Below are 16,947 nucleotides of genomic sequence, written 5' to 3'. Positions count from 1 at the left end.
ACGGTGACGTAGTTGTCGCCGCGGCGGGTGTGGCGCCACACGTGCTCGTCCACGCCGATGGCCTTCACGCCGTCGAACCTGGTCGGGTCGTCGATCAGGACCCGCTTGCCTTCGGCCAGGACCGCCGTGTTGGCGGTGTTCCACGACACCCCGAGCCCTTCGGCGACCCGGGCGACGGTGAGGTGCTGAACTACCAGGCCCTCCAACGCCCATCGCAGCCCGCGGCGTGACAGCTTCGCCCGCGGTTCCGCGGCGAGGCTGGTGTCTTGTCGCCACACATGCCCGCAGCCGGTGCAGCGGTAGCGGCGGATCGTGACCAGCAAGGTCGTCGGCCGCCAGCCGAACGGCTCATGCGCCAACGGCCGCGTCACGGTGTCACGCGCGAGGCCTTCGCAGCCGCAGCGTCGGCACCACTGATCCGGCTCCACGACCCGGCAGGCGAGGACCGCGCGGCCAGGCTCCAGCAGTTGGCCGGTGACCTCCAGGCCGAGCTCGTCGAGCCGACAGAACGAGGTCAGGTCAGGGCAGGCGAACCCCGCCACAGGGGTAGCATCAGACACGTCGAGGTCTTCCAGATGGGCAGTGTGAGAACTTCCATCATCGGGAGACCTCGACCCCTACCCGGCCCGACGCGCCGAAAAGCCCCCTACACCCTCATCTGTGATGAGCCCGTTTGCTGTGATCGGACAGCGCCTCTAGCCGGATTTTTGCGAGTTGTGGACAAGCCCCTGGAGAAAGAGGGGCGTTTCCAACACGCGTCCAGAGCAGTGGGATGCCGACCGCGAGGAAACCAGTGAGGGCGTTCCGTCAGGACTCGGATCGCTCGGCATCATCGACGCAGATGAGCTTGAAGCGGCGTACCTCGAGTGTGATGCCCGCGAAGCGGGGCGATCGTGGGCCGAGAACTCGCCCGGCATTCGGAGCGCCGCCGCGCCCTCAAGGAACGGGCGTGAGGCCGGTGTGGTGGGCGGCGAACGCGAGGAGGTCGGCCCACTCGCTGGCCACCATCTCCAACGACTTGCCCGCCCCATGACCCGCTGAGGACTCCACGCGGAGCCAGGCGTCGGACGACGATGTCGTGTCGGCTTGGCGGTTTCGACACCGCTCGTAGAACTCGCGGCCTCAACCAGCGCATGTTGCAGCGCCGCGGCGAACGTGAAGCTGTGCAGCGGCACCAAGCGGTCGTCGTGGTCACCGGTCAGGATCAGCGTGGGCGTGTACGGTGAGCGTGGCGTCGGTCTCGGCGACGATCTCCTCCCTGCGCCAATCCACGTTTCCAAGGACCAGTGCGACCTCAGCAAACGACGGGGGCTGCGCGCCCTGGCGGCTACAGACGATAGCGGCGGCCGCAACACCGCGATCAAGGGCTCCTTGGACATCGACGAAGTTCTGAGACAGGGATGACAAGAACCCAGCCATGAAGGTATCCCCCGCTCCGACTGTGTCCACCACTGGCACTCGCCTACCAGGAGAAGTGATCTGTCGGCCGTCGGGTGTCACAGCCACCGCGCCCTCGGCGCCGAGTGTGACTACGAACATGGAGAGGCCGAAGTCTCTCGCCCAGCGCTGCGCGTAGTGGAGGGGCCTTGAAGAGTCGTCGACCAACCACGCGATGTCTTCGTCACTGGCTTTGACGATCCCCGACTTGCTCCCGACCGCGCTCATGAGGTTGGAGACCCGCTCGACGTATCGCGCCCTGTTGGGCATCGTTGATGGCCGTACGTTGATGTCGTAGCTCAAGGACGCGGCAGTCTGGCTGACGAAGTCCAGAATCGCCGACGCACCAGCCCCCACCACCGTCCCGATGGAACCAAAGTGCAGCCAGTCGACGGTTTGCAGCGTTGGGAAATCCTTAGCCTGCCAACTGAAGTTTGAGGTCTTGTCGAAATGGAAGCAGTAGTCCGCCTTTCCGGCTCCATCGAGCGACACGATTGCAAGCGACGTTGCTTCCTCAGTGCTGGCGGAGAGGCCCACATCCACACCGGCGCGCGCCAAGTGCATCCGCAACTGTTGTCCGAAGGCGTCGGTGCTGAGCCTTCCTAGGAAGTGAACGTCCTCGCCCAACTTCGCCAGGGCTGTCGCGGTGTTGAAAGGGCCACCACCCGAATAGGCAGTCCATTTGCCGGCGGTTGCCCCAGGTGCATGATCGGGGATCAGGTCGATAAGCGCTTCGCCACAGACTACAAACCTCATCATTGACTCCTTGTCATACTGTCGTGATTCGCTCTAGGAGAGGACTCGCCAACGCTGCGGCTCCTTGGGATTCAGTGCGGTGATTCCGGCCCCGAAAGGGGGTGGGCACGGCAAGCGCCGCGCCCACCGCACTAGACCTGCGAGGCTTCGATCCAGCCCTGCATCATGCTGCGGGCGTGGGTTGCCAGCGCTTCTCCGCTATCCCAGAGATTGCGCCAGATCGCCAGGTCACTGCTCAGGCTCTCCATCACCACCGCGCTGGAGAAACTCTCGAAGGTGATGGCACCTTCGTACCGGATATCGGCAAGCGCACTGAAGAACGATCCGAAGTCGATGTGCCCGGATCCCAGATAGCCGCGGTGGTTTTCGCCAATGTGGACGTACCCCAACCTGTCGCCCACCATCCGCACGGGTCGCGAGAAGTCCGACTCCTCAATGTTCATGTGATACACGTCCAAGTGGATGAACATGTTCTCGGCACCAATGTCGTCGAGGAGGCTCAGGGCATCCGCTGCTGTGTTGATTACGTTCGTCTCGTAGCGATTGCAGACCTCCAGCCCGAGATCAACCCCCCCTTCAGCAGCCATCTGGGCTGCATCCTTGAGGCTTGCGACGATGTTGGCGCGCCCCTTCGCAGATAAGGGAGCGGTGGCCTTTCCGAAGGCGCCATAGAGAGCGCCTGTCAGAACCTTGCCACCCAGGTCACGGGTGATCTTGATCGATTCCTCGATCAGGTCGAGCCCAAGCTTCACCACAGCGGGGTCATCGCTGGAGACATCCGCATCCGGAGCCAAGCCCCTGGAGCACGCGACGGACAGTCCTGCCTCCTTCAGGAGGCTGGACGCCTGGAAGGGGTCAGAATCGAAACCAGCGTGGAGCGAGAACTCCAGCAGATCGAAGCCAGCTGCTTTGGTGCTGGCGACGGCCTGCTGCACGGATGCTGCACTTGTGTCGCCCGCCCAGACCAGAGCGTGAATTCCTAGCGGGTTCATGAGGCTTCCTCTCAAACGTTCTCAACGAGTTCGACGGGCGTGCCGTCAGGGTCATTCAGGTAAACGACCTTGTTGCCGGCCCAGGGGCCCATCGCAACCACTTGCGGTTCAGAGTTGAATTCGATGGTGTCCTTGAGTTCGCCGTAGAGCTTCTCGACATCCTCCACGTTGAGGGCGACGTGCATAGCTCCGGCATCGCGGTTAGGGCGATCGTTTGTCGGGCGTCCCTGCGGCGTCTGGTACTCAAGCAACTCAAGCACCGAACCCTCATCCATTGGAAGGAAGGCGACGCGGATGACCGCGTCCTCTTCCTGCACCAGCTTGCTGAGCCACTCGCCTTCAATCGTGAAGACCCACTCCGCCGGCGGCTTGCCGAAACCGAGTCGCGTGTAGAACTCGATGGAGCGCTCAAGGTTCGAGACGGTGATTCCAACGTGATTCAAAATGCCCATGACATCTTCCTTTCATAATTGGGCTGCTATGCAGCCACAGATGGAACTGATTGCTTGGTCAACTGTCGGCGTTTCCAAGGGAACTTGAACGGGGAGTTGAGTAATGACGCCCCCAAGAGCAGGACACCGAGTGCCAGCAACTGCATCTGAGACCCGGCATTGCCAGGAACCAGCAGCAGGATTCCGGCGTTCAGCCACACGACCACGAGCGTCGCCAGCAGCACACCTGCGACTCTTCCGATACCGCCGGTAATGGCGACACCGCCCAAGACCGCGATGGTGATTGCCGGAAGCGCCATGCCATTACCCGAGACCCCGGCGTCCGGCCTCGCTGATGCGAACTGCGCGACGACGAAGACTCCCGCGAGCGCCGAGATGCCACCAGACAGGGCGTAGCTCAAGGCTCGGTAGAGTCGGTTGGGGAGCGCGGCCCACCGTGCCGCTTCATCGTTGGTGCCGGCGGCGTACAGGACCCTGCCGAAGGTGGTCCGGTTGAGAAGGACCCAGACCAACACCGCCACCGGAACCAGGAATGTCAGCAGTCCCAGCGGGACGAGAGGTAGGAACCTGCCGATCAGCGGGATCTCAACTGACTGCGCAGCCGAGTAGAAGTCTTGGATGGGCTGCGTGTTGATTGGTGACTGGTTGCTCACCAGGATCGCAATGGACTTCAGTGCGTAGAAGCTCGCCAAGGTCGCGATGATGGGGGGAAAGTCAATGTAGGCGACGAGGATGCCATTGACTGCCCCGCACGCTGCTCCGACAAGCGCTGCCAAGAGAATTGCAAGAAACAGCGGCCAGCCCCACACACCGTAGGCGAAACCAAAGACGATCCCACTGAGTGAAACCACCGCTCCCACCGACAGATCGATGCCGGCCCGTCCCGAGAGGATCACAAGGAGCTGCGCAAGCCCCAACATGGCGAGCGGAATCGCATTGATCAAGGCCATAGCCATGTAGTCGGGCGTATAGCGGGCGGAGGTGAATCCTGCGGCACTGAGGGACATCATTCCCACCACCACGACCACAAGCAGCACAGCAAGCAGCAGCACCCGATTCGTGGTCAGATTGGCAAGAACTCGCTGGATTGGGTTTTGCTTCATACTTCTCTCCTATGGCGGCGCTCACGGATGATGTCGACGCCAACAGCCAGGACGATGGCGATACCTACGAAGAGGTCAGCCGACTGTGACGGCCATCCGAGCTGGGTCACACCCGAACGGACCGTCTGCACAAGCACGGCGCCCAGGAGCGTCCCGAGCACTGAACCTCGGCCTCCGAGGACGGACGTGCCACCGATGACGACTGACGCAATCACCAACAACTCCATGCCGATCCCGACCGACTGCTCAACGGTGCTCGTGCCCGAAGCAATCACGAAGGTGGCGGCGAATCCGGCAAGCAGCCCTGTGACGGCGTACGCCATGATGGCCAGGCCAGACACGCGAACGCCCGCTCTCACGGCTGCCGTCTGGTTGCCGCCCACCGCATAGAGATGGCGCCCAGCGCGGTATTGACGAAGAAACACCCAGGCGAGCGCCACCAAGATGCATGTCAACACGAAGCTATGGGGAATGCCGAACGTACGTCCGTTGACGCCCCGTCCGAACACATCCAGGACCGGCGGGATGCCGCTGACCGTGGACGAATCGAAAATCCTGAAGGCCACGAACTGGAACAGGTTGGCAGTGCCGAACGTGACGATGATCGGGTGAATCTTGCCGAGGGCGACGACCGTGCCGTTGAACAGGCCCAAGACCGCACCCAAGGCGACGGCGACAACGATCGCCAGCACCGCCGGGGTACCGTTCACGAGGAGCTTCGCCGTGACGACAGCGGCCAGCATGACCATGCCGCCGACTGAGACGTCGATTCCTCCTGTGATCATGACGAACGTCATGCCAACGCCTATGAGGGCGATGGGAGCAACACTCACCAGCAGGGGAACGATCGAACCCTGGGTGAGGAAGGCTGGCGTGGTGAGCGCCAAGAACCCCCACAGCGCCGCGATGAGAACGATGAGGACCCATTCTTGGCCGGTCACCAGGTTCGGTAACACCCGTGGCGCTTTGCCCTTCGACTGAGCGGGGCTGAGCAGCGTCATACTCATGCTGAAGCTCCTTCTTCTTCGGTCACTCCTGAAGCAGCTGCAAGGAGTTGAGACTGTGTGAACCCAGAGCGGAACTCACGCACGATCTCGCCTTCTCGGAAGACGAGGACCCGGTCACACATGCGCGTCAGTTCAGTGAGATCAGTCGTGGCCATGAGGACTGCCGAACCTTCTTCGGCCATCTTCTCGATCAGCTGATGGATCTCCTCCTTCGCGCCGACGTCGACGCCCTGGGTCGGTTCGGCGAGAAGGAGGAGCCTTGGCGAACCAACCATCTGACGAGCCATGACAACCTTCTGCGCGTTACCGCCCGACATCGCTGAAACGTGCTGATGAGGAGAGGGAGTCTTGATGCGCAGCGCAGAGATGAGCTCCTTCGACCGCTTCAGCTCCTTTTGCAGAGCGAGGAACCCTGCTGAACTGAAGCGCTGCAGTTCGCGAATGGTGATGTTGAACTTGATGCTCTGGAAGGAAAACAACGCTTGGCGGGCTCGATTCGCAGGGACAACGCTGATACCGGCAGCCTTGGCCGAACGGGGATCGGACATTTGGCTCCTCTTGCCATCCAGGTGAACCTGGCCGCCGTGGGTCGACCGCATGCCATATAGGGACTCGACGAGTTCGAAGGTTCCAGATCCGAGCAGGCCGTAGAGTCCTACAACCTCTCCGCTGTAGACGGTGACGTCATTGAAAGGGCCCGCTTCCGAGAAGCCAATCTCCTTGGCCTCGAGAACCGGTTCACCGCTCGTCGGACGCGTCGCCTTCTCCCGGGTCTGGATGTCGCCCACCATCCATTCGATGACATCCCGCATTCGCGCCTCCTTGGTTTCCACGGAAGTCACGAGTTGGCCATCACGAAGCACCGTGATCGCGTCGCTGATCTTAAAGACCTCGTCCAGACGGTGGGTGATATAGATGACGGCCACCCCGCTTGAGGCGAGTCGCCGGACTATGTCGAAGAGGCGGCTGATCTCCGCGTCGGTCAGAATGGCCGAAGGCTCATCCAGGATGAGAATCCTTGCATCGTCCGCGACAGCCTTCGCGATGGCCACTTGCTGCTGTTCCGCTATGGAGAGTCTGCGCACAGGCATCGCAGCGCGCCCCTTGGGGAAGTCGATCAAATCCAGTATCTGCTCGGTTCGCCCTGCCTGTTCCTTCCAGGAGATTCGTCCGCCTCGCGTCATCTCGCGCCCCAAGAAGATGTTCTCGGTAACCGTCAGTTCGGGGACCAACTCCGGTTCTTGGTAAACAGTTCTCACGCCCAAGCGCATCGCCTCAGCAGTGCTCGCAATTGTGACGTGTTCTCCATCCATGAGGATCTCGCCCGAATCAGGCGATTCAAGACCGGCAATCATCTTGATCATGGTGGACTTGCCCGCACCGTTTTCACCGATGAGTGCGTGGATCGAGCCTGGCGCCACCACAAGGGATGCACCGCGAAGGGCATGGACGCCGCCGAATCTCTTCTGGATATTTCTGAGTTCGATGCGCGGAGGGACGGAAGTCATATCTATCTCCGGGGTTAAGAGTGCACGCCAGGCCCAGCCGCCCGGCTCGAGGCCCGGCGTGCAACCTATGATCGCTGGATGGCTTAGTAGTCGAACTGATCGACGTTCTCTGCAGTGAAGACGAAGGGACCTCCGAGGAGCATCATCTTGGACTCGGGGTCGTACTCGACACCCTCAAGCTCGCCGACGCTGATGGACTCATCGAATTCCTCGCCCTGGGCCAGCTGCCATCCGGCCCAACCAGTCAGATAGCCAAGATCCGACACGTTCCAGAGCACGGAGCCGCTCGACGAGCCATCCTTGAGGTACGGCTTCAGGTCATTGGGGGTGCCGCCGCCGACGGTGAAGACCTCCCCGATTCTCCCTGCGTCCTGTACCGCCTGCGCAACCGCCGGCGCTGCCGAGGCACAGATGCCAATGAGGCCGTTGATCTCCGGGTCAGCGTTCATGAGATCCGTTGCCATCTGTGCAGCCTTGGCTTGGTCTTCACCGGCGTAAACGGTCTGGGTGAACTCGATGTCGGGATAGTCGGATGCCATCTTCTCCTTGGCGGCATCGATGTATGCGTTGAGGTTGGTCGCCGTCTCACCACAGGAGACGATTGCGAACTTTCCGCTACCCCCCATGGCGTCGGCGAGGGTCTGAGCGAGGGTAGACCCGTGGTTCTGCGTGGTGGTCTGATTGACGAACAGTTCCCGGATCGAATTGGGAGCGTCCGTATCTGACGTGGCCACGCGGATTCCTGCGGTCTGGGCCTCCTTCAAGAGAGGTGCAAGGGAATCAGGATCGTTCGGTGCCACGATGAGCGTGTCGACGCCCTGCTGGATGAAGGAGCGAACGATATCGGACTGCGCGGCAGCATCGGACGTGGTGGGGCCCTGGTAAAGCCACTCGAAACCGAACTCTGCGGCGGCCTTCTCTCCTCCACGGTTCATTTCCTCAAAGTAGGGAATGCCCTGAAGCTTCGGGACGAAAGCAACCGTGATGTCACCGTCACCCTGAGCTGTGGCGCTGCTGGCCGTGGTTCCTGCCGCAGTGGCAGTCTGGTCATCACTCGTGCTGCGCTCAGTGCAGCCGGCTGCCAGGAGAAGAGAGGCGGTTGCGGCGAACGCAACCAGGGAACGCGTCTTCATGATCAACTCCGATCTGTGTGGGGTGGAGGGCCACCCCGTGCCATGCCGCCTTGGAATGGCAATCGATTTCCTGTTTGGAGCATATTCCAGAACGCTCGGAGCCGTCAAGCGCCTACTATGGAGCAATGGAACAGGGTGATTCTGCAGTGACGCAGGAAACGGTACGCATCTCGGACGTGGCCCAGGCAGCGGGCGTCTCGCCGGCCACCGTCTCACGCGTGTTGGGCGGCAGCAAGCATCGCGTGAGTGCGCAGACCCGGGCGAAGGTGGAGTCAGTCGCGCGCGCACTTGGCTACCGTGTTAATCCCATTGCACGCGCTCTAAGACTCTCCACCACCGGCTCCGTTGGCATGGTGGTTCCAAGCATTGGCAACCCCTTCTTCACCGAACTGGTCGAGGCGGTCGAACACCAGCTCGCTGCGGCGCGGGTCAACCTCTATCTATGTGATGCCCGCGGGGACATCGAGATAGAGGCGACCCGGTTGAAATCGTTATCCAACGGCGCAGTCGATGGCATCCTGTCCGTGCCGCTCCACGAGACGCTCAGCGAGCCCGCCGTAGCAGCGGCTGCAGCGCGAGTACCCCTTGTGCAGCTGGACCGTCAGGTAAGAGGGCTGGCGGCACCTTGGGTGGGCGTCGAGGACCACAAGGGGATCCAAGAGCTCATGGCTCACCTAAATGCGATCGGTGTCCGCACCATCGGTATGGTGACCAGTACCTCGGCCAGTATCTCTGCAGGCGCCAGAACTCAAGAGGTGATACGTGAGGCTCAGCGCCTCAACATGGATCTCTCGTCGGAGCACCTCATTGACACGCACCTCTCACTCGAAGACGGTGTTGCGGCCGCCGGAGTCCTTCTAAATGCAGGCCCGCTCCCAGACGCAATTGTCTGTGTGAACGATCTTCTGGGCGTCGGACTCCTCAACGGCTTACGGCGTCATGAGATCAGCTGCCCCAGAGACGTGCTGGTCACCGGCTTTGACGGGATGAGGTTCTCGTCAATCATGGCTCCAAGCCTTACGACGGTGGTGCAACCGCTGGCCGGGATCGCGGCGGAGGGGATCCGCCTGCTCTCCGATCCATTCAACGCCCGTACTGGCATCACGGTGGCGTTGCCGGGAATGCTTCGACTCGGGGAGAGCACAGGGGGGCCCCTATCGGGCCAGTAGGAACTCAAGCGTCAGCATGTGGCCCCAAGTCGAGCACGTGGCACGCGCACCCCGCTCAGAATCAGATTCTTGGCGCATCACCAGCAGCGCCGCACCCGAAGCCCGGCGGGTCTAGCTCGGCCCGAGCCCGGTGTGGTGAGCGGCGAAGGCGAGGAGGTCGGCCCACTCGCTGGCCACCATCTCCAACGACTTGCCCGCCCCGTGACCCGCTGAGGACTCCACGCGGAGCCAGGCATCCGACGGCGACGCGGCCTGCAGTGCCGCGGCGAACTTGAAGCTGTGCAGCGGCACCACCCGGTCGTCGTGGTCAGCGGTCAGGATCAACGTCGGCGGGTACTGGGTGCCCTCCTGGAGGAGGTGCAGCGGCGAGTAGGCGTAGGCCGCGTCGAAGCCCTCGGGGGTGTCGGGGTCGCCGAAGTCGCTGATCCACGCCGAGCCGATCGTGAACTTGTGGAACCTCAACACGTCCAGCACGCCGACGGTGGGCATCGCTGCCGCGAACAGGTCGGGGCGCTGCGTGAGCGCAGCGCCGACGAGGAGGCCCCCGTTGGAGCGGCCGTAGATCGCCAACTGCCGCGAGGTGGTGACGCCCGTGGAGATGAGGTGTTCGGCCACCCCGATGAAGTCGTCGAACACCCGCTGCTTGTTGGCCAGGCGGCCGTCGTCGTACCAGCGGGTGCCGAACTCTCCCCCGCCGCGGAGGTTGGCGATCGCGAGCGCGCCCCCGGCCGCGAGCCACGCGGACCAGCCGGGGCGATAGTCGGCCAGGACGGGGATCTTGAAGCCGCCGTAGCCGTAGAGGAGCGTGGGGCGAGGGCCCGAGTGGTCGTCGTCGGGGGTGATGAGGAAGTACGGGACAGGCGTGCCGTCGGCGCTGGGCGCGCGGTGTCGCTCCACGGTGAAGGACGGCGCGAACCGTTCGGAGGCCGCCGAGAGGGCGATGGGCTGGGCGGGGAGGGTGTGGCCCTTCGACCTGCCCGACTCCTCCGTCGCACGGGCAGCCTCGGTGACCGGCAGCGGGACGTGGAAGGAGGCGGTGGGGGTGACGATGGTGCTGAGGCCCACGAAGGCCTCGTCGCGGAGCGGCGAGGAGTCGAGGGCCACCAGGGCGCCGGCCGGGAGGTCGACGGGACGCGGATCTGAGCCGTCGAGGTTGCGGTACTCCACGCGGTGCTGGGCGTCGTCGAGGTAGGCCAGGAGCATGCCGTCGCCCGCCGCTTCGACGGCAGCGAGCGTCGCGTCGGATTCCGGGACCACCTCGGTCAGTTCACAGCCAGCCACGTTCAAGCGGATGACCCGGCCCAGCGGGGCGTCGAGATCGGTGTGCAGGTAGAGGTGGCCGCCGTCGGTGCGGATGAAGGTGTACTCGGCGTCGGCGGTGTCGAGGAGCTTGACGGGCTCGCCGAGGGTGGAGCGGCCGTCCGCCGTGGTGATCGGGTAGACCCACAGGCGGTTGACGTTCTCCGTGCCGCGGAAGATGCTCACGACGAGCCAGTTGTCGTCGTGGCTCACCTCGCCGCTGGCCATGGTGTGCGGCTCATCGGGGAAGGTCAGCAGCAGCTCGTCGTCGCCGCAGGGGCGGTGGATCATGAGGCGGGCCACCCCGAGGCCGGCCGTCGCGGTGCCGCGGGCGTCGTCGGCCTCGTCGAACGTGGTGTACAGGAACGAGCTGTTGTCCGGCAGCCACGCGGGGCTGGAGAACTTCGCGGTGACCTCGCCGTCGAGGTCCTCGCCGGTGCGCAGGTCGCGGGTGCGGATGTGCTGCCAGTCCGAGCCGCCGTCGCTGCGGGCGTAGGCCATCAGCGAGCCGTCGCGGGCGACGGTGAAGGTGGACAGCGAGGACGTGCCGTCGTCGCTCCAGGTGTTGGGGTCCAGGACCACCTCTCCCCCGTCGACCAGCTCCTCGAGCGTGGGCGCGGTGTACCAGAGGTCCTGCGCGCTGGTGCCGTCGTTGCGGCTGACGAACCAGCGGCCGCCGCGCTTCAGCGGCACGCCCGCCCGGGGTCGCGCGACGATGCGGCCCATCAGCTCCGTGAACCAGCCGCGGGCGGGGAGGTGCTGGAGTTGGGCCTCGGTGAAGTCGCGCTGCGCCGCCACCCACTCCTGCACCTCCGGGTTGTCGGCGTCCTCGAGCCAGCGGTACGGATCAGGGACAGGGGTGCCATGGAGGTTGTCGACGGTGTCGTCGCGGCGGGTGTGGGGGTAGGTCATGGAACCAGCCTATGGGGCCAGTTGTTGCCGGGCCCCCCGGAGGTCGCCCTCCCATTCTTGGCAGAGCCTGCGGGCGTCGTCGAGGGCCGCCTGGCGCTCGTCGAGGTGACGGGTGAGTTCCCCGAGGGCGGTGAGCCCGGCGTCGATCCTCTGCAGCGGCGGATCGTCGTGGCGCTTCACGGCCATGAGGTCGCCGATCTCCCGGATGCCGAAGCCCACCTTCCGCAGCGCGGTGATGACGCGCAGTGCGTCGACATCAACCTCGCGGTAGCGGCGGCGTCCGGAGCCGTCTCTGGGTGGGGCGATCAGGCCCTCCGCCTCGTAGTAGCGGACGGCCTCGACGCTCACACCGACGGTGCGGGCGACGGCGCCGATGGACGAGAGAGTAGCCATGCGCCAAGAATGCCCGCCAGGACGAGGATGCGGACGACGTGGTGCCAGATGTCGAATGGCTCGACGCCGGAGAGGCCCACAGCCAGCGGCGCGATGACGGCGAGGGCCGAACCGAGGATGAGGTTACGGCGGCAGCCTCGGAGCGCGCCGCGGCCGAGGAGGGCGGCGGCTGCCAGGAAGAGGAGGGAGATCCACCAAGCGCGGGGAAGGACGGCGACGGCGAGGACGAGCTGGAGGGCCGCAGCGGCAGCGAAGACGATGCGGAGGGCGATGTTGAGCTGCTTCATGGAGCTGACGCTAAGAGCTGAAGTGCACTTCAGGTCAAGGCGCGAGGGCCGGCGTGTGTGTCGGCGGTTTAGCCACGCTCGCGGAGCTCGCGGCTCAACCAGCGTTGGCGGCGGGATCGGCGATGCTGGCCAGGAACAACGGCCAGCCGGTGCGGGTGTCGAGCACGCGGAAGACGTAGGGGCGGTCCACCTCGAACACGCCGTCGAGCATCGGGGCGCTCTCCGCCACCGCCAACTCGGTGACCGCCGCGCCCACGGTGCCCTTCGCGCTGACCTGGAGGATCACCTGCTGCACCCACTGCTCGCCGTAGCCGCCGGGGAAGATGCCGCTGAGGTCGCTGAGGTCGATCTCCGGGAGGGCCTGCATGAGGTCCGTCTTGGATTTGAGGTCGAACGACGGCATGACCACCATCACCTGCTGCTCCTGGGCGTCGTTGAGTGCGGCGGTCGCGGCCTCGAGGTCGTCCGCGGCCAGCTCGTCCGGGCCCGTCCCCTCGTCAGGGAGCACGACATCGGCGGCGAGGTTGTCGTCGTAGGGCAGCCGCACGGCGGTCCAGCCGTCGCCCTCGGCGAGACGGGCCGTCACGATGCCACTCACGCCGTCGACCTGACCCGCGCCGGCCGGGCCGGTGAACGGGACCTTGCGCTCCTGCTCAAACGGCGTGCGCCACGCCGCGGCGAACAGGACCGCGTCCTGCAGCACGGCGACCGTGTTGGGCTTGACCTTGACGCCGGACTTCTCGATGAGCCCGGCGGTGTGGAGCTTGACCCACTCGTCGAGGCTGGCCTGCGCCTCCGCGCGCGGGGACTGCGCCGCGGCCGCGTCGTAGAACTCGGCCAGGCGGTCGAGGAAGGGCTGCTCCACCGTCGCGTCCACCGCCAGGACGCGGCTGGCCTGATGGACGACGGGGGTTTCCGGCGGGTCGTTGACGTCCACCTCGTCGGGGAGGGAGTCGTACGGGGCCAGGGCTTGCCGGAGGGCGCCGAACGCCTTGGCGCGGTCGTCGCCGGTGAGGCCGAGGATGTCGTCGAAGCTCTGCAGCGAGACGGTCTGCGCGCCCTCGGCGGCCTGGGCCATGGACATGCTGAGGGAGCTCGGGGAGGTGAGGCGGTTGTCGCCTTCGGTGTTCTGGATGACGCGCCAGGCGACCTCCTGGGAGACGCGGGCGGCCTCGTCGACGTTGGGGGTGGTGTCGTAGGGAAGGTCGAGGACGGCTGCGGCGCCCTTGACTTCTGTCGCGGGTTCGGCGGCGACGGAGCAGGCGGTGAGGGCGAGGGCCGTGATGAGGCTCAGCCAGCGGATGTTCATGATTCCTCGCTCGGGTTGGAGATGGCCGCCAGGAACAGGGGCCAGCCGGTGCGGGTGTCCAGCACGCGGAAGACGTACGGGCGGTCCACCGTGAACGTGCGGACCTCTACCGACGATCCGGCGCTCGTCGCGATAACCATCTCGGTCACGGCGGCGCCGACGGTGCCCTTGGCTGTCACGATCAGCTTGGCCTGCTGCACCCACTGGGCCGCGAAGCCGTCCTCGACGATGCCGCCGAGGTCGCTGAGGTCGATGTCTGGGAGGGTCTTGAGGAGGTCGGTCTTGGCTGCGAGGTCGAAGGCCGGCATGGTGACGTCCACCGGCTCCGGTTCGGCCTGCGCCAGCACGAAGCGGGCCTCGGCGAGCTCACGCTCGGTCAGCTCCAAGGGGTCGACGCCGGGGCGGGGCAGAATCACGTCGGCCGCCAGGGCGTCGTCGTACGGGAGCCGCACGGCCGTCCAGCGCTCACCCCCGGCGAAGGGGAGGGAGAAGGTGCCCGCGAGCCCGTCCACGGGCGTCACTCCGTCGGGGGTGTCGAACGGGATGGCCGGCTCGCCCGTGAACTCCTGCGCCCAGGCGGCGGCGAACAGAAGCGCGTCCTGGAGGACGGCCACGGTGGAGCCGTCGGGCGTCACGGCGGATTGCGGGATCAGGCCGGCGGTGTGCTTCTTGACCCAGGCGTCCAGGTTGGGTTTGGCGTCGGCGAGGGTCACCTGTTGGGCAGGGGCGTCGTAGAACTCGGAGAGGCGGTCGAGGAACGGCTGCTGGAGCTCGGAGTCGACGGCCAGCACCCGGCTGGCCTGGTGCACGACGGGGGTCTCGGGCGGGTCGTCGGCATCCACCGTGGCGGGGAGGTCGTCGTATGGGGTCAGCGACTGGCGGAGGGAGCCGAAGGCGCGGGCCCGGTGGTCGCCGGTGAGGCCGAGGGCGTCGTCGATGCTCTCGAGCGACCGGCCCCTGGCGCCCTCGGCGGCCTGGACCAGCGACATGCTCAGCGACGACGGCGAGACCACCCGGTTGAGGCCCTCACCGTTCTGGACGGCGAGCCAGCCGAGCTCCTCAGATACGTCGGCCGCCTCGTCGACGGAGGGCGTCGACTCGTACGGGAGGTCGAGGACTGCGACGACGCCCTTCGCCTCGCCTGCGTCGATCGCCGGAGCGGGTGGCGAGCAGGCGGTGAGGGCGAGGGCCGTGATGAGGCTCAGCCAGCGGATGTTCATGATTCCTCGGTCGGGTCTGAGACTGCGGCCACGAACAGCGGCCAGCCGGTGCGGGTGTCGGAGACGCGGAAGACGTACGGGCGGTCGACGATGAACTCGCGCTCCGCGGAGCCCCCGCTGCTCGTGAAGACGGCCATCTCGGTCAGCGCCGCGCCGACCGTGCCCTGGGCCGTGACGATCAGCTTGGCCTGCTGCACCCACTGCCCCGCGAAGCCGCCGTCGAAGATGCCGTTGAGGTTGGACAGGTCTAGCTGGGGCAGCGCGTTCAGGAGGTCGGTCTTGGCGGTCAGGTCGAAGGTGGGCATGGTCACGTTGATGGGCGCGGGCTCGGCGGCATCCAGGGCCCCGCGGGCGGCCTCGAGATCCGCGACGGTGAGGCTTTCGGGGGCCACCCCCGCCGTCGGGAGGATGACGTCGGCGGCGAGGTTGTCGTCGTACGGGAGCCGCACGGCCGTCCAGCGCTCCCCCTCGGCGTAGGCGACCGGCAGGATGTCGGAGACCCCCTCCACCGTCTTGGGCCCCGCCGGGGTGGTGAAGCTGATGGGCTGCTCGTAGCGGAACTCGTCGCGCCAGGCGGCGGCGAACAGCAGGGCGTCCTGGAGGACCGCCACGAAATCGGGTTTCGGCTCGATGGCGGACTGCTCGATGAGTCCGGCGGTGTGCTTGGTGGCCCAGGCGTCGAGGTTGGCCTTGGCGTCGTCGAAGGTGGTGGACTCGGCCTGGGCGTCGTAGAAGAGGGCGATGCGCTCGAGGAACGGCTGCTTCAGCTCAGAGTCGATGGCCAGCACGCGGCTGGCCTGATGCACGACGGGGGTCTCGGGCGGGTCGTCGGCGTCGACGCTTGCGGGGAGGGAGTCATAGGGCAGCAACTGCTCCCTGAGGGCGGCGAACGAGGCGGCCCGAGAGTCGCCGGTGAGGCCGAGGGTGTCGTCGATGCTGGCCAGCGATGCGCCCTCGGCGCCCTCGGCCGCCTGCACCAGGGACATGACCAGGGATGAGGGCGACACGACGCGGTTGGGGCCATCGGCTGCCTGGATGACGTCCCAGCCCAGTTCCAGGGAGCGCGTGGCGGCGAACTCCGGGGAGACCGTGACGGACTCCTCGCCGGAGGCGGCCTCGGGTGTCCCCTCTGCTTCGGGAGCGGCCTCTTCGACGGGGGGCTGGGTGGATTCGGCGACCTCGGCCACCGCGTCGGTCACCGGCGCTGAGGCGGGCTCGGCCACCGGGCCGGCACCGTTGCCCAGGTTGAGCGCCAGCGGCACGATCAGCGCCCCGGCCAGCGCGAGGGCACCGGCGGCGACCAGCCCACGGGTGCGCCGACGGCGGCGGAGCGCCCCCCGGAGCAGACCTGCGGGGACAGTGGGGTGGGGAGCGGCGCGGTTGAGGGCGTCCCTGATGTCGTCGTCGTTCATCTCAAGCCTCCTGGGGCGTGAGGTGCGTCGACTCCCGGAGGGCGGCGCACGCTCGATGGGCGTACTTCTTCACCGCGCCCTGGCTGATGCCCAGCGCCTCGGCCACCTCCGCGATGGGCCGGTCCTCGACGTAGCGCATGGTCACCACCGCCCGCTGCATGCGGGGAAGGGTGGCCAGGGCGCGCAGCACGTCGAGCCGGAGCTCGGCGGTGGCGTCCGCGGCGGGTTGGTCGTCGTCGGGGACCTCGCTGGGGATCTCGGATCGCCAACTGAGCCTTCGCCACCAGGAGATGTAGGTGCGGTACATGGTGGTGCGGAGATAGGCCTCGAACTTGTGGTCGTTGGCCAGGGTGTCGTAGGCACCCAACGACTTCGCCAACGCGGTTTGGAGGAGGTCTTCCGCGTGCTGGGAGTCGCCGGTGAGCACCCACGCGGCGCGGAGGAGGTCGCCACCACGGTGGGCGATGAACGCTTCGATGCCCTGCATGGCCACCTCCTCACCCTAACGACGCGGTGGGGGTCGCGGGAGGTTGTCACGGAGAAGCGGTCGGTTGGGAT

The 16,947-nt window shown here is 65.8% G+C and carries 16 protein-coding genes; 1 reads left to right on the top strand and 15 read right to left on the bottom strand.

Annotated features, from left to right (window positions below; all coding sequences use genetic code 11):
* The 8 genes from ACZK4S_RS11380 to ACZK4S_RS11345 form a co-directional block, all read right to left on the bottom strand.
* A partial coding sequence (locus ACZK4S_RS11380) for a transposase (RefSeq protein ID WP_463644337.1) occupies positions 1–560 on the bottom strand: 560 nt, incomplete at its 3' end.
* Between the two features lie 631 nt (positions 561–1,191).
* Positions 1,192–2,193: a carbohydrate kinase family protein gene (locus ACZK4S_RS11375; RefSeq protein ID WP_463644336.1), complete on the bottom strand. Its 1,002-nt coding sequence runs from the start codon at positions 2,191–2,193 to the stop codon at positions 1,192–1,194.
* A 131-nt stretch (positions 2,194–2,324) separates the two neighbouring features.
* On the bottom strand, positions 2,325–3,185 hold the full coding sequence (locus tag ACZK4S_RS11370; RefSeq protein ID WP_463644335.1) for a sugar phosphate isomerase/epimerase family protein: 861 nt from the start codon (positions 3,183–3,185) through the stop codon (positions 2,325–2,327).
* An 11-nt stretch (positions 3,186–3,196) separates the two neighbouring features.
* Complete coding sequence (locus tag ACZK4S_RS11365) at positions 3,197–3,637, bottom strand: VOC family protein (RefSeq protein WP_463644334.1); 441 nt, start codon at positions 3,635–3,637, stop codon at positions 3,197–3,199.
* A gap of 26 nt (positions 3,638–3,663) precedes the next feature.
* Entirely contained in the window at positions 3,664–4,740 is a 1,077-nt protein-coding gene (locus ACZK4S_RS11360) for an ABC transporter permease (protein ID WP_463644333.1), read from the bottom strand.
* Positions 4,737–5,747, bottom strand: coding sequence for an ABC transporter permease (locus ACZK4S_RS11355; protein ID WP_463644332.1), 1,011 nt, complete (start codon positions 5,745–5,747; stop codon positions 4,737–4,739). The genes ACZK4S_RS11360 and ACZK4S_RS11355 overlap by 4 nt, the downstream gene beginning before the upstream one ends.
* Complete coding sequence (locus tag ACZK4S_RS11350) at positions 5,744–7,255, bottom strand: sugar ABC transporter ATP-binding protein (protein WP_463644331.1); 1,512 nt, start codon at positions 7,253–7,255, stop codon at positions 5,744–5,746. The genes ACZK4S_RS11355 and ACZK4S_RS11350 overlap by 4 nt, the downstream gene beginning before the upstream one ends.
* A gap of 83 nt (positions 7,256–7,338) precedes the next feature.
* Positions 7,339–8,388: an autoinducer 2 ABC transporter substrate-binding protein gene (locus ACZK4S_RS11345; protein WP_463644330.1), complete on the bottom strand. Its 1,050-nt coding sequence runs from the start codon at positions 8,386–8,388 to the stop codon at positions 7,339–7,341.
* Between the two features lie 125 nt (positions 8,389–8,513).
* On the opposite strand from ACZK4S_RS11345, the gene ACZK4S_RS11340 reads away from it, so the two are divergent.
* On the top strand, positions 8,514–9,557 hold the full coding sequence (locus ACZK4S_RS11340; protein WP_463644329.1) for a LacI family DNA-binding transcriptional regulator: 1,044 nt from the start codon (positions 8,514–8,516) through the stop codon (positions 9,555–9,557).
* A gap of 111 nt (positions 9,558–9,668) precedes the next feature.
* On the opposite strand, the gene ACZK4S_RS11335 is transcribed toward ACZK4S_RS11340, so the two are convergent.
* From ACZK4S_RS11335 to ACZK4S_RS11305, 7 genes are all read right to left on the bottom strand, one after another.
* Positions 9,669–11,768: a prolyl oligopeptidase family serine peptidase gene (locus ACZK4S_RS11335; RefSeq protein ID WP_463644328.1), complete on the bottom strand. Its 2,100-nt coding sequence runs from the start codon at positions 11,766–11,768 to the stop codon at positions 9,669–9,671.
* 9 nt (positions 11,769–11,777) lie between these two features.
* Complete coding sequence (locus tag ACZK4S_RS11330) at positions 11,778–12,161, bottom strand: MerR family transcriptional regulator (RefSeq protein ID WP_463644327.1); 384 nt, start codon at positions 12,159–12,161, stop codon at positions 11,778–11,780.
* The gene (locus ACZK4S_RS11325; RefSeq protein ID WP_182762573.1) at positions 12,113–12,448 is read right to left on the bottom strand and encodes a hypothetical protein; all 336 of its coding nucleotides are present in this window, start codon (positions 12,446–12,448) and stop codon (positions 12,113–12,115) included. Before ACZK4S_RS11325 ends, ACZK4S_RS11330 begins: the two co-directional genes overlap by 49 nt.
* A gap of 94 nt (positions 12,449–12,542) precedes the next feature.
* Entirely contained in the window at positions 12,543–13,757 is a 1,215-nt protein-coding gene (locus tag ACZK4S_RS11320) for a serpin family protein (protein ID WP_463644326.1), read from the bottom strand.
* Positions 13,754–14,977 (bottom strand): serpin family protein, encoded by a 1,224-nt coding sequence (locus ACZK4S_RS11315; protein WP_463644325.1) that lies wholly within the window; start codon positions 14,975–14,977, stop codon positions 13,754–13,756. Before ACZK4S_RS11315 ends, ACZK4S_RS11320 begins: the two co-directional genes overlap by 4 nt.
* The gene (locus ACZK4S_RS11310) at positions 14,974–16,389 is read right to left on the bottom strand and encodes a serpin family protein (protein WP_463644324.1); all 1,416 of its coding nucleotides are present in this window, start codon (positions 16,387–16,389) and stop codon (positions 14,974–14,976) included. Before ACZK4S_RS11310 ends, ACZK4S_RS11315 begins: the two co-directional genes overlap by 4 nt.
* A 1-nt stretch (position 16,390) precedes the next feature.
* Entirely contained in the window at positions 16,391–16,876 is a 486-nt protein-coding gene (locus ACZK4S_RS11305) for a SigE family RNA polymerase sigma factor (RefSeq protein WP_463644323.1), read from the bottom strand.
* Positions 16,877–16,947: the final 71 nt, after the last annotated feature.

Source organism: Tessaracoccus zhenghani, from assembly GCF_055326325.1.
Note: the sequence above shows the minus strand (reverse complement) of the source record. Positions and strands in the feature narration are given on the sequence as shown.

What these genes read in the sequence shown, in the direction of transcription:
- ACZK4S_RS11375 (WP_463644336.1), bottom strand. Translation starts at nt 2,193, where the DNA reads ATGAGGTTTGTAGTCTGTGGCGAAGCGCTTATCGACCTGATCCCCGAT.
- ACZK4S_RS11370 (WP_463644335.1), bottom strand. Translation starts at nt 3,185, where the DNA reads ATGAACCCGCTAGGAATTCACGCTCTGGTCTGGGCGGGCGACACAAGT.
- ACZK4S_RS11365 (WP_463644334.1), bottom strand. Translation starts at nt 3,637, where the DNA reads ATGGGCATTTTGAATCACGTTGGAATCACCGTCTCGAACCTTGAGCGC.
- ACZK4S_RS11360 (WP_463644333.1), bottom strand. Translation starts at nt 4,740, where the DNA reads ATGAAGCAAAACCCAATCCAGCGAGTTCTTGCCAATCTGACCACGAAT.
- ACZK4S_RS11355 (WP_463644332.1), bottom strand. Translation starts at nt 5,747, where the DNA reads ATGAGTATGACGCTGCTCAGCCCCGCTCAGTCGAAGGGCAAAGCGCCA.
- ACZK4S_RS11350 (WP_463644331.1), bottom strand. Translation starts at nt 7,255, where the DNA reads ATGACTTCCGTCCCTCCGCGCATCGAACTCAGAAATATCCAGAAGAGA.
- ACZK4S_RS11345 (WP_463644330.1), bottom strand. Translation starts at nt 8,388, where the DNA reads ATGAAGACGCGTTCCCTGGTTGCGTTCGCCGCAACCGCCTCTCTTCTC.
- ACZK4S_RS11340 (WP_463644329.1), top strand. Translation starts at nt 8,514, where the DNA reads ATGGAACAGGGTGATTCTGCAGTGACGCAGGAAACGGTACGCATCTCG.
- ACZK4S_RS11335 (WP_463644328.1), bottom strand. Translation starts at nt 11,768, where the DNA reads ATGACCTACCCCCACACCCGCCGCGACGACACCGTCGACAACCTCCAT.
- ACZK4S_RS11330 (WP_463644327.1), bottom strand. Translation starts at nt 12,161, where the DNA reads ATGGCTACTCTCTCGTCCATCGGCGCCGTCGCCCGCACCGTCGGTGTG.
- ACZK4S_RS11325 (WP_182762573.1), bottom strand. Translation starts at nt 12,448, where the DNA reads ATGAAGCAGCTCAACATCGCCCTCCGCATCGTCTTCGCTGCCGCTGCG.
- ACZK4S_RS11320 (WP_463644326.1), bottom strand. Translation starts at nt 13,757, where the DNA reads ATGAACATCCGCTGGCTGAGCCTCATCACGGCCCTCGCCCTCACCGCC.
- ACZK4S_RS11315 (WP_463644325.1), bottom strand. Translation starts at nt 14,977, where the DNA reads ATGAACATCCGCTGGCTGAGCCTCATCACGGCCCTCGCCCTCACCGCC.
- ACZK4S_RS11310 (WP_463644324.1), bottom strand. Translation starts at nt 16,389, where the DNA reads ATGAACGACGACGACATCAGGGACGCCCTCAACCGCGCCGCTCCCCAC.
- ACZK4S_RS11305 (WP_463644323.1), bottom strand. Translation starts at nt 16,876, where the DNA reads ATGCAGGGCATCGAAGCGTTCATCGCCCACCGTGGTGGCGACCTCCTC.